Genomic DNA, 12,543 nt, shown 5'->3' on the forward strand with positions numbered 1-12,543 from the left:
TGGTTGAAGACATGCTGGCCTATCGCTGGATCATGATTGCCCACAAAACGGTGCGCAAATGGGCAGAGAAGTTCGGGCGAGATTATGCCTGTAAAATCCGTCGCTGCACACCGTGTCTTGATGATAGTTGGCATCTGGATGAAGTCGCTATTACGATTAAAGACGACCGCCATTTTGCCAATTGCATTCGCAAGAACCGGCCAAGGCCGCATGAAAAGTGGTATCTGGATGAGGTCGTCATCACAATACGCGGCCAGAGGTTCTTTCTCTGGCATGCAATCAATGCGAACGGCGTTTCTTTAAGAAAGCCATCGCAAGCGATGGGTTCCTGAGAAGTTTGTCATTGATAAAAGCGGAGCCAATCTGGCTGGCGAAAGCTATAAATATGATCCTGAAAATCACGGGACACAGGCAAAATGATGAAAATCCTGCAGGGCAAATATCTCAACAATAGTCTTGAGAAGGACCATCGTTTCATCAAGCCGATTGCCAAACACATGTTGGACTTCAAAGCGTTTCATTCCGCTTCAGCGACAATCGCTGGCATTGAAGTGGCGTATTCGATCCGCAAGAATGAATTCACAAATGACAATTGTTCGCCGTTCCAACTCCTTGCGGCGCTATCAGCATAATAGCCCCCGAATATCTGGCCGCATTTTATCTAACCAAAGTTTGTGACAAAGCCTGATGCGGTGAGGGCAAAGACCAACAGGCGACACCTGTAAAGATGCCGCCTGAACGCTACTCGCGCAAACCAAACTGGAGACAGCCACAACTTTTAAATAATATACCGTCGAAGCATATCTCCGGAAATATTAAAACACTACTTGAATTACCTGCTCATCGGTATATAAGCCATATTTAGGTGTGGTTTGCTTAAATATTTTCCCAAATAGGGCATATTCTTGTTCTTTACCGGTTCCTACAGCTGACACAACACCTTCCGTGTCTAGTCGCCAAGGTTTTGTATATCCGGCATCTTTATAAACTTGGTAAGTTATATAATTGTCGCCATTTGTCATCCTCGGTATATCTAGGGATGAACCTCGACTGTACTTACCTCCATTAAGGCCAATTGTGTAAGGTAGATCTTTATTGCATGTAAGCTTGATCCCTTTATCTGCTGGCACTACCTGCTTTGTGTCGGCGGCGTTAAGATCACTCAGATTTCCAAAATCCATTACAGGATTGTTGCCATTTGACAGTACGCAACTTGATGTAATGTTGGCTCTAACTGATAATTTTCCAGATACTGACCCAGCATTGGCTGATGGCATGAAAGCCGCCGTTGCTATAATTGACGAAAGGCCGAAGGCCATTAACTTGGTAGACATATCATATCCTTTCAGTTGTATTTTAATATTTAGACTTGGCAGTTCTCCCTTGCGGGACCGTGAGGCGATCACACGTTTTTCAGCCGAGATTTATTTACGCAGCAATCTGCATGTCAGCGCGCTTTAAGAACGCGCCGCCAATAAAGAATAGGCGAATCAAATTCGCTAAAATTTAAGAATTTCTGCGAAAACACGCTGGAAGTAATAACTACTCTGAATTAACGCGAACAACGCCAAACTTACAAATACGAGGTATGATTAGAAATTGTAGTTTATATTTTCTAATCTCAGCGATAATAAATTAATAATTGTATATATTTATTATAAAGTCGCTTCGTATTTATATATTAGAATCAGTGTACTATTTTTAGTTTGTATTATTTATTCAAAATATCAACTCTAATAAATTGCTATATATAAATTCCTCATTGTAACCTCGTCAGCCGATTAATTCTCATTGGTTACAATCGAACAATTGCTGAGCCTGAATATTCATACAGTTCTTCAAAAAGTAGCGGTTACGATGACTGTATCGGTATAATTTCCAATGGCTGGAGCGGTTGTGAGTGATGTAACTATTTGTGTACAGACTTGGTGATTATTGATAGCGTTGACTGTATTGCCATTGCCGGCCAGAAAATTTTTATCATCCCAAGCAGTTTTACAGCCCTCTTGAAGCAATCTATACGGAAGAAAATTTTTATCATTTTTCATGCGCGGGGTACCGTTTTCTGAGTTGTTACCGGCATTCAAACTGATTTTGTAAGGTGTTTGATATGTGCAGCGAATACCGATATTGCCGTAGGCTGCTGCAACGTGGTTGCCATTATATGCCAGGTCCGTGCCGCGCAGATTACCAAAATCTACATCTTGGAAATTCTCCAACTGGCATTTCTTCTCCACTGTAGTGCTTACATTGAAATTAGTTATGATTGTTCCGTCAGGATCGGCTATAGCGGAGCCACATGTGGATGAAATTCCATGATTGAATTTATATTGCGTCACCAACTGGTATGTTCCGATATAGGTACCTGAACCGACACGACCCTGTTGTTGTCGGCCAAGGTAGGACAGTATAAGTTTTTGTGAAGCAATAGTACTTTGGTTGGCTAACAACCGGTTGACTGAGTGGTTCCAACCTGCTGTCACGCCCACTCCACCATATTTGGAGAGTGGTATGTTTTGATCATTCGCCAGTTTCAACTGCCAAGCAAGTTGGTTTTTTTGGCCAAGCCTCTGATAAAATATGTTACTTGTATTATTATCTGAGTTATTGTCGACAGGTCTTATGTAAGTGCAAAATTTTATATTATTGAATTTAAGAGGCGAGTTGCACGTATATTCTACCTGGCTGGTCGTATAGGTTGCGTTGTTGGCAACAATATCAATCACGGTGTTGCCGAAGGAGCTTAGATTTTTAAGACTGCAAGTTCCTCCGCTTGCTACAGCCCAGGAGGGGTGCAGCAGGAGTAATACCAGAATGAATTTGGCTACCAGATGCGCCGATGATGCAATCTGGCCGGGCCTGGAAATAGCTAAACATCGGACGCGAAGCCGTGATATTGATCTGGGCATGATTATACTCCGTTCGATTGACATACGACCCCATTGATCTCAGCAATGGTGCCATTCACAGGTTTGTAATTAAAGCTTGCGTGACAGGCACCGAGCCCTTCTGGCAGCGTGACAGTGAGATTATTGTGATCAGCCAGATCGGTTAGCCATACACGTCCATCATACCCCATGATGAACGGCTGATCAGAGCCTTCACGCAGAACTTCGGCTCCCGCAGGTAAAGGCTTTCCTTCTGCATTTATGAGAACGACCGTTGCAGCGTTCAACCTTTTGGTTCCAAAATCCACGACAACGCCAGAGCGATCCGCAGGCACAATGTTTACGGTTGTGTTATCCGGCTGAAGATCGGCAGGTAAGTTGGTTGGATCGAGTGTGACGGTGTTGTCTTGATAGGATTGCAAATCGGGCACGAAGGCTCGTCCGCGAGAATTGGTGTTGGCAACATAACGACCATTGAGCGAAACCTTTGTGTCAGGCCCTCCACCTTTGACGATTGCGAAAGCATCATTTGTCTGATTAACAAAGAACACGCTTTGTCCGGCAATCACCAATGCCCCATCAACTGTAGCGGTCACACGCCCTATACCGCCAGACTGGTCAACCGATCCAGAAAATTGGCCTACCGGAGCGTGGTAGTTGACGGTTGCTGAACGACTGCTCTCTCCCCTGAACCTCTCGCGATCTCGCAGTGACCATGAGACCGGGTCCTCGCCAAAACGGGCGGATTTTGTTAAGCTGGTAGAGATCCCATCATTGTCTGCGTTGATAGAAGCAGCCATATTGTCGCCAAGGGAGACGCTCAACCCGGCAAAGATTCCATAGTTAGTTTTCTTATATAAATCAGTATAGCCTGTGGCAAAAAACGAGATTTTCTTGAAGAAATTACGTGACCAGGATAGGTCTAAAAGGCTGGCATCGTCTTCTTTGCCTGCGCCGCGCACGCGCGAAAAATTGATATTAATAAAAGAGGGATCAAAAACGAGCGGAAGCGAAACACCGATAGTGTCAATACTTCGTGCACGCGCTGAAACCGGCGTTATATTACCATGGCGACGATCCGCTACAAGACCAATATCAGCGTATTGACCAAAGCTGTGACTGGTTCCTATATAAAAAGAAATGCCTTTATATCCGACCTGATAGTTAACTGAGGCTCTGCTTCCGATTTCAGTTTGATGAGCATCATTTAAACGACTGGCTGCATATGACGCGCTGAGCGATCCGAAGGCCCCCAGACTGGTTACAAAGCCACTCCCCCCATTGATGAGTCCTTTTGTAGCTTCAAAGTGTGCATTCACGGTTAGCCAATTCGTCAGACCGTAGGCCACACTCGCTGAACCCGCTATGTTTTGATCATATTCAAACGATTTTTCACCAAAACCAAAGCGTGGAAACCCGAGTTCGGTTGAAAAGTCAAAGACGCCTTTGCCCAACATGTTTGGGCCATAATAATAAGCGTGTTCAGTACGGACTTCGCGCCCCAATGCATCACGCATGACGAGATTGATATTCCCGCCGCCTGTCAGGAACGGCATTCCGCTAAAGTCAAAAGGGCCTGCAGGCACATCGCCCGAATAAACCTTATTATTGTTAAGGTAGAGATCAAGCGTCGAAGGCAGGGAGGCAGACCCAGATAGGTTGGGTACTGGAGATGTGATCAGGTCGGGGCGGATGGCAAAATTACGTTTAAACTGGATGCCGCCAAAGCGCCAGGATGACGTCCAGGGAAGGCTGCCGGAAACGGAGTCTCCGACCTGATAGACCAATGCTCTTTTGGGGTCGGTATAACGCCAAGAACTTTCGAGACGGGTGAAGCCGCTACGGAAATCCAGCGTTTTATCAACCAATGGATCAAACTTGCCGAGAGCAGAAGTCGATGTAACTCCAAAGGGTGTTAAAATCCGCGCGTCAAAACTACCACTGAAAGCTTTCCGGGAGCCGTTCCCCCAATCGGCCGAGCCATAGAGCGTATAATTAAGGACAAAACCCAGATTGGATTGAATTTTGGAAAAATCAATCGGCTTTCCGGGCGATTCCAATTCAATCTTGTTGGGAATGCGAGCGCTATCAGGTGCAGTAAAGATAATGAGCTGCTTTGACTCATCATAGCGCCATGTAACACCGGGTAGTGTATCCAGATTAATTAAGCCATCGGGCCCGGGTTTGACAGCTTCTGATTTGAGGCCCGCCGACTGCAAGTCGCCGGACGTGGCAGCAAACCGACCATTTGGAAGGCGCCGAAAGGTAGCAAATGCATCCGTTGGCTGATCGTTGATGACAACACCCAGCATGAGTGTTTGTGCCTGGTTGTCTGGAGGTTTGATTTCTTGTGCACTTACCGTTAGTCCGGTGCCTGCCATAAGCAGGCACCAAACTACAAGGGTTATCTTAACGCCCGGAGACCGTGGCTGCTTGATCGACAGCATAATCATCTCCTGTTGCCGTAATTTTGACATTGCTGCCGGCCTGAATAGAGCCTGCATTGGCGGTCCAGTGCACCGTGCTGCCCGGCAGGACATAACCGTTCAAGCCTGTACCAAAACTGACGCGTGCGCCTGTTGTTGCCGCAGTCAAATTGGCTATTTTGGCATGACGTGTGCCTTTATTGGTAGCTTCAACAACCAGTTTCTTGCCTTGGCGTTTTACTTTCCATTGCAAATCTGTGCTTGCGGACGGATCAGAAAAGAAAACGGGTATGGAATAACGGCTTGTAAAAGTAATAGACCCACCGCGACGGCGCACGTTAATGTGGGGTAGTTCATCAATCCACAGTCGATAGCTTTCCTCGCGGTCTTTACTTGGTGCTTTAAGTTGTGCAACACGAATAGTATAGGCTGTGTTTGGCTGAACCTTTGCAGCCGGTGGGCTGACGATGACGTCGGTTGCCGGTGTCAGATGATCTTCGCCCCCAATTTGTGTCCATTTAAAAACGCGTATCTGAACATCGGCTGGCTCACTGCTCTTGTTGCTGAGGGTGACGGATGCATTACGAGTTGGTGCGGTGATGTCGAGGCCAACAGGCGACACTTGTAAAGATGCCGCCTGAACGCTGCTCACGCAAACCAACCCGGAGACAGCAGCCAGAATTAAAGATTTTCTAGTCATAGTATATCTCCGGGATGAATTTTAGAATTCTACATCAATTACTTGTTCATCTGTATATAAACCATATTTAGGTGTTTTTTGCTTAGGTATTATTCCATATATAGGATATTTTTGTTCTTGACCGTTGCCTGTTGCGAATAGTCTTTTATCGTGGTCGTTGCCCCACAATAGTTTGTATTTATCATCCTGAAAGAGAAAATAACTTATATAATTGTCGCCATTCGCCATCCTCGGCAAACCGCCGATGGGGACTGCACTGTGTTGCCCACCATTAAGGCCAATTGAGTAAGGTAGATCTTTGTTGCAGGTAAGCTTGATCCCTTTATCTGCTGGTACTGCCTGCTTTGTGTCGGTGGGGTTAAGATCACTCAGATTTCCAAAATCCATTACAGGATTGCTGCCATTTGACAGTACGCAACTTGATGTAATGTTGGCTCTAACTGATAATTTTCCAGATACTGAGCCAGCATTGGCTGATGGCATGAAAGCCGCCGTTGCTATAATTGACGAGAGTCCGATGGCGATTAACTTGGTAGACATATTATATCCTTTCAATTGTATTTTAATACTTTGACGTAGTAGTTCTCCCTTGCGGGACCGTGAGGCGGTCACACGTCTTTCAGCCAAGATTTATTTGCGCAGCAATCTGCATGTCAGCGTGCTTTAAAAACGCGCTGCCAATAAAGAATAAGCGAACGAAATCCGCTTAACTTAAGTTTTTCTGCGAATAATTATTGGATTTTACAGATACTCTGAAATAACGCTGAGCAACGCCAAACTTATGAATACGAATTATGATTAGAAACTGTATTTCAAATTTTCCAATCTAATCGAAGCAATATTTATGAATATAATATATTCATAATATCACCGCCGAAAATTTACTTAATAGAATCAGTATTCTGTGTTTTAGTTTGAATTAATTATTCAAAACAACAACTCTAATAAATTGCTAAATATAAATTGCGCCATCATAACATCGCCAAACGAACCACTATTCATTGGCTGTGATGCAAACTCTGGCAGCATAACCTTCACCTGTGGCCGAACGTAATTCAGTCTATGATGCTGTTATGACGCGGTTTTCCGAAACACAGTTCAGAACTTGCAATTGCTGTAAAATTGTTGCCGCTGCAAACAATGCAGTTCGCCCTTTACCGTTCTGGTTATAATGCTTTACAGGCGCACGCGCTCTCAACCCTTAAAGGACTGAACCAATCATTCAGTGCGCTCTATAACCGCTTTTGGCAACATCATCAGCTCAGCCACACCAGTGACGATAATATATTACAAAGCGCACTTCATGGCTTGTAAGGTGGTGCGCTCTCAAACCGCGAACAGGAAGTTCTTTTACTTGATTTGAATGGCAGTGATGCGCGCCAAATTATGGTCAAGCTTGGAATCTCGGAAGAGACCGTCAGACCCTATCGCAAACTGGCTTTCATTAAGCCAGGCATGAACACCAAGTCCCGGCTATTTCAAATCATCTTACGCCGAATTATCAATAGAAGAAATATTGAGTAAGCACTGTGCGCGTGAAGAAAACATCCCGCGCACAATATCAGCGGAAAGAATAGGTGCGTTTATCTCGGCGTTTGGGCCCGACTCAAACACATTGAATGTCAGTCACGAACAAATGACTGTAAGATTTTGTCAAATACGCGGAACCGAAACCATGGCTAATTAGTCGTGCAAACGGCTTACCTCAAGGCCTCTGTAAGAAATTTATATTTATATACAAAGCTCACGCGCAGTTTTCTGATCAATGACCAAATGGTCTGCGAAGCCACCTCGAAGAGCAGCCAATGTTGCATCAAGCTTAAAGCCTCCGCTTACGACCAATAGGCCTTCCATCTTCTTCAACAGCGCATGATCAGCGCCAATAATCCGCTCATCCAGATCACCAAGGATAGGTTGCCCTTCAGCATCGATAAAACGGCCGGCAATGATACCAATAGCCCCCTTCCCGCGATAGATTTCGATGTCCTCGACACTGGCAATCTTAAACTGTACGACATGCGTATCTGGCGTACAGGGGCTAAGCGAGAAAATGGATTTATTACAGCTTTGCAGAGCATCAAGCTGCTCCTTGATGATAGGTTCCGCTTTCAAAGCAGCAGCCAATGATGCACTGGAACAGACTGCTGGTGCATTCAAATTGACACAATAGGCTTCAAGCCGGCGCGCTATTTCGGTGGTGCAGCTTTCGGAAGTGTTCAAAAGCGGATTGGCAATCGATCCAATCAACTGGCGCACGGTCAGATTTTCAATCGGCCAATGCGGTACATACTCCGAGACAAACGAAATCGTCTGCCCCCAAGACACACCAAGACTGTCTCCTTTTTTCAGGAAAAATGGCAGATACTGCGCCGCTACTTCACAGACGCGGCGGGACAGCATCTCCCCCTCGAGGCCTTCATCCGGCACGACATGCACGCTTTTTAGATCGTATTGCCGCGATAGCTTATCCGCAGTGTCGTTTAACTGATAATGTTCCGGCGCCACCTGGATACAAACGATATTGCGTTCTTTTGCTATCTTGAGATAGCTAATCACCGTCGGCCTCGACAGGGAGAGAATATCAGCAATTTCTCTCTGATTGAGGTTTTTCACATAATACATCCATGCAACTTCGGCGATAATTTTGCTGGACGGATGTTGCGATTTATACATTGATTTTTCTGACTTTATTTTTCGGCCGCGTGAAAAAGAACCTCTTCCGTCATCTGAATATCATCGTCAAGTGAGCGATCCGTCACAAGTCCAAGCTTCGCGATATCCGCATGATAGCCACGAATTGCTTCTTCCGGCTTCGCATTGCCGTCAGCAACGCATCGCATCCATCGAATGAAGGTTGGCTGGTGTTCTGCCAGGTTGATCTTACGACCAAACAAGGCCAGACGTGCACCATACTTTTCGGCCTGCCAGACAAGCTCAAATGTATCACGATGCGTTCCAGCCCCGCCACCGAGAACCCCAACAACGACCGATGAATCGTGACCAGCCAGCTCTTCCAGAGCGGCTGCACCATTATACGCTACTTTGAGAAACTCAGGGCGCTCATCAATTGTAAGGCTCGCAAGTGCACGAACGATACAATCATTCACAAACATGCCGGTTTCAGCAGCCGTGAACCCGGTCGCGATGTTTGGGTTGAACACTTCCAGAAAATGCCGTTTGCCAGCGGCACGCGCGCGCGGCCTAAAATCGCGATAGGCTTCAAGCGTTGCCATATCCGCGTCTGCATCATTGTTGAATGTCATCGAGTAAAGGCAAAGATCAGCCTGCGCTTTAGAAAGATCTGTTCCGCTATAGGGTTTAGATAGCGCAGATCGATAAGCACCGCCGCGTATGACACCCCATACATCCGTGGTATCGTTTGCTCTGAAGGCTGGGACGACACCTGTGCCTTTGAACGCATTCTTATTCTGGAGATACTCAATGTTGGATGTCGATGCGAGCATAATGTCTACAACATCCTGTTCGATCAATGCTTCAATCTCAGCCAGAAATTCAGCACGGGACCGATTTCCTATCGCTCTGCCCGTCTCATCACGTTTCACCCCGGCAGTGAGAATTCCGCCTGACAGATCAGCATCCTTCGCGTCAGCGATCAGAAAATCGCCCTTGGTATAGTGGCCCGCCCGAATACGTTCGATCTTCTGGTCATAACGTGTTGTAGTCATTGTCTATTACCCATTCGTGTACAGAAATATTAGCTAGCTTTACGCAGAAGAGAACGTCCATCATCTTTGGAGAAAAGATGGATGCTCTGCGCGTCAATTGAGAAATGGACCGTCTGCCCACTTTCAAGTGATCGGAAAGATTTCGTAAGGAACGACATTTCCTGCCCATCCATGTCTACGATCACCTGTCCCTCACTCCCCATATTTTCAACCAGCACAACGCTGCCAGTCATGACATTCGTGTCTCCGGAAGCTGCGATGTCCATTTTCGATGGACGCAATCCAACTTCGACCTGAAGCCCATTCACAAGACCGCTATATGAATTGACCGGCACTTTCAGGCGAATTGATCCTGAAACAAGTTCCGCTGTCCCGCCCGTTATATGCACTGAGCAATCTCGGAAATTCATCGCTGGTGAGCCGATAAAATCAGCAACAAAACGTGTGGCAGGGCTATCAAAAATTTCAGAAGGCGTTCCTTGCTGTTCGATAGCACCAGCGCGCATCAGCACGATACGATCAGCAATGGTCATGGCTTCGAGCTGATCGTGCGTGACGAAAATTGTTGTTGTTTTCAATTCAAGATGCATACGACGAATTTCCGTCCGCAGCTTTTCACGCAGTTTTGCATCAAGGTTTGAAAGCGGCTCATCAAAAAGGAACAGCTTTGGCGTTTTAATCATGGCGCGCGCCATTGCAACACGTTGTTGTTGGCCACCCGAAAGGTTTTTAGGCTTTCGATCCAGCAACTGCGCCAGCCCAAGCACATCAGAGACCTGCTTTACACGGCGTTGGATCTCATCATTGGGCACTTTCTGCCGTCTTAGGCCGAAAGCAATGTTTTCGAAAACGGACATATGCGGATAAAGTGCATAGGATTGGAACACCATCGCAACACCGCGCTCGCCCGGAGGCAAATGCGTCACATCCCTCCCGCCAATGGTCACAGTTCCGTCGGAAATTTCCTCAAGCCCGGCGATCATACGCAGCATTGTCGATTTACCACAGCCGGAAGGCCCCAGAAAGACAACGAACTCATGATCGTCAACGTCAAGATTGAGATCAGAAATCACGGTGGTGTTTCCGTAAGACTTACGAATTTGGGTGCATTTGATATTTGCCATAATGGGTATCCTATTTGCGACCCGTAGAAACCATACGATTGATGAAGCCCATCAACAGCCCGATGAAAATCAACGGTGGCAACACGAGAATAACGGTCGAGGCGTTGATCACACCCCATGGAACTTCCTTACCGAGCGACGTAATCGAAGCGGCAACGACCGGCAGTGTTGAGTTCTCCGCCGCAAGCGTCAGTGCGAGAAGAAACTCATTCCAGATGAGAACAAATGTGAAGACCAGCCCGCCAAAAAGCGATGGTGCGGCTACCGGCAAAGCAAACTTCAAAAAGATTTCAGTTTGCGAGCAACCTTCCATGGCAGCAGCTTCTTCAATCTCTTTTGGTACACGCTCAAATGCTGGTACCGACAGCCAGATGACTGTCGAAATCGTCGATATAAGGTAGACGAGGATCAACCCTGTCAGCGTGTCATAAAGACCAGAATCCAGATACAGCACGATGAAAGGTATCGCTATTGCGACAGGCGGCATGAAACGCAGTGACAAGACAAAGAATTGCAGGTCGTCTTTCTTGCGTCTCACATGACGCGCCAGCGTATAAGCCGCAGGTACGCCAAAGAGCGCACCGAGGATGACCGAGGCGCCAACCACTACAACCGAATTAAGAAGCCCGTCTCGGATAGAAGGGTTTTGAAGGATAACTCCAAAGTTTTCTAGAGTCGGACTGAAAAACAGCTTCGGTACAGGTGTGACAATATCTTTAAGCTGCTTAAAGGAACCAAGAACTGTCCATAAAATGGGTATGAGAGCGATCAGGATGATGAGCGCCAAAACGGTACGCGCAACGACGCGCTGGATCAAACCGACCATTTGCGGATACCTCTCCAGATAAGTGTAAAGACAACCGTTGTGATCACCAGCAAAAGAATAGACATTGCAGAGGCATAGGAAACACGTCCACCAAGATTAATACCCGCTTGATACGCGTAAAGGTCGAGAGTCTCAGTCGCTGTACCCGGCCCACCGCCGGTCATGACGTAAATGAGATCAAAGGAACGCAGTGATTCAACTGCCTTTACCAAAGCGAGGCTTATGATTGGCGCTTTCAGCATCGGTAGCGTCACATAAGCATGAATTTCCCACGTCTTGGCATTATCAAGCTGCGCCGCTTCAATCGGGTCCTTTGGCAAGGTTTCGAGAAGCTTCAGCATAATGACTGTGAAGAACAACCCCCATTGCCAAATATCGACAACAGCCACAGAAATTAGTGCCAACGACGGATTGGCGAGAAACTCTATCGGGCCCAGCCCCAGAGTATCCGCAAAATAATTAATCAGGCCAAGTGACGGAGAATAGAGAAACCGCCAGATGAATGCTGCGGCGACTCTTGGCAACAAGACCGGTGCAAGAAATGCGATGCAAATCAGATTGCGGGTTCGCAATGACTTTACATTTTCGAAGATCAACACAGATAGCAACATCGCTATTATCAGCGTACCTGTAACAGTCACCACTTCCCATATGGCCGAGATCTTAAGCGCGTTTAGGAATCGTCGATCGGCAAGAAGACGTTGGTAATTATAAAGCCCAACGAAGTCGTAATCGGCATAACGCAATGATCGATCCATCACCGAAAAATAGATGGCTCCCGCGATCGAAACGAAGGCTAGAATTCCCAGAATGCTGAACGCAGGCGCAAGCGTCCAGAATACGAATCTTTGTTTATGCATTCCGTTGCTCATGAATTTGAAAGCGTATCCGGG

The 12,543-nt window shown here is 46.6% G+C and carries 10 protein-coding genes and 2 pseudogenes; 2 read left to right on the plus strand and 10 right to left on the minus strand.

What is annotated here, in order from left to right:
• Positions 1–218: 218 nt before the first annotated feature.
• Positions 219–632 (plus strand): annotated as a pseudogene (locus ABE530_RS16860) (DDE-type integrase/transposase/recombinase); the annotation flags it as partial.
• A 183-nt stretch (positions 633–815) separates the two neighbouring features.
• On the opposite strand, the gene ABE530_RS16865 reads toward ABE530_RS16860, so the two are convergent.
• From ABE530_RS16865 to ABE530_RS16885, 5 genes are all read right to left on the minus strand, one after another.
• Positions 816–1,334, minus strand: a complete 519-nt coding sequence (locus tag ABE530_RS16865; protein ID WP_499695291.1) for a Csu type fimbrial protein — start codon at positions 1,332–1,334, stop codon at positions 816–818.
• A 504-nt stretch (positions 1,335–1,838) separates the two neighbouring features.
• Complete coding sequence (locus ABE530_RS16870) at positions 1,839–2,909, minus strand: Csu type fimbrial protein (RefSeq protein ID WP_499695292.1); 1,071 nt, start codon at positions 2,907–2,909, stop codon at positions 1,839–1,841.
• Positions 2,910–2,911: 2 nt separating this feature from the next.
• Positions 2,912–5,335, minus strand: a complete 2,424-nt coding sequence (locus ABE530_RS16875) for a fimbria/pilus outer membrane usher protein (protein WP_499695293.1) — start codon at positions 5,333–5,335, stop codon at positions 2,912–2,914.
• A complete protein-coding gene (locus ABE530_RS16880) occupies positions 5,298–5,966 on the minus strand; it encodes a fimbrial biogenesis chaperone (protein WP_499695294.1) in 669 nt (222 codons plus the stop codon). Before ABE530_RS16880 ends, ABE530_RS16875 begins: the two co-directional genes overlap by 38 nt.
• Before the next feature lie 69 nt (positions 5,967–6,035).
• A complete protein-coding gene (locus ABE530_RS16885; protein ID WP_499695295.1) occupies positions 6,036–6,554 on the minus strand; it encodes a Csu type fimbrial protein in 519 nt (172 codons plus the stop codon).
• Positions 6,555–7,346: 792 nt separating this feature from the next.
• Between ABE530_RS16885 and ABE530_RS16890 the strand changes: the two are divergent.
• A pseudogene (locus ABE530_RS16890) lies at positions 7,347–7,538 on the plus strand (LuxR C-terminal-related transcriptional regulator); the annotation flags it as partial.
• A 207-nt stretch (positions 7,539–7,745) separates the two neighbouring features.
• On the opposite strand, the gene ABE530_RS16895 reads toward ABE530_RS16890, so the two are convergent.
• Genes ABE530_RS16895 through ABE530_RS16915 form a run of 5 tightly spaced genes read right to left on the minus strand, consistent with a single transcriptional unit; the run spans position 7,746 to position 12,510 of the window.
• A complete protein-coding gene (locus tag ABE530_RS16895; protein WP_499695296.1) occupies positions 7,746–8,687 on the minus strand; it encodes a sugar-binding transcriptional regulator in 942 nt (313 codons plus the stop codon).
• A 14-nt stretch (positions 8,688–8,701) separates the two neighbouring features.
• A complete protein-coding gene (locus ABE530_RS16900) occupies positions 8,702–9,700 on the minus strand; it encodes a hypothetical protein (RefSeq protein ID WP_499695297.1) in 999 nt (332 codons plus the stop codon).
• Positions 9,701–9,729: 29 nt separating this feature from the next.
• A complete protein-coding gene (locus ABE530_RS16905) occupies positions 9,730–10,824 on the minus strand; it encodes an ABC transporter ATP-binding protein (RefSeq protein ID WP_499695298.1) in 1,095 nt (364 codons plus the stop codon).
• Between the two features lie 10 nt (positions 10,825–10,834).
• Positions 10,835–11,650 carry a carbohydrate ABC transporter permease gene (locus tag ABE530_RS16910; RefSeq protein ID WP_499695299.1) on the minus strand — a complete coding sequence of 272 codons (816 nt, stop codon included), beginning with the start codon at positions 11,648–11,650 and terminating at the stop codon, positions 10,835–10,837.
• A complete protein-coding gene (locus ABE530_RS16915) occupies positions 11,638–12,510 on the minus strand; it encodes a carbohydrate ABC transporter permease (protein ID WP_499695300.1) in 873 nt (290 codons plus the stop codon). Before ABE530_RS16915 ends, ABE530_RS16910 begins: the two co-directional genes overlap by 13 nt.
• Positions 12,511–12,543 lie beyond the last annotated feature (33 nt).

Origin of the sequence: Brucella sp. TWI559, from assembly GCF_039674265.1 — a bacterium.
GTDB lineage: Bacteria > Pseudomonadota > Alphaproteobacteria > Rhizobiales > Rhizobiaceae > Brucella > Brucella chromiisoli.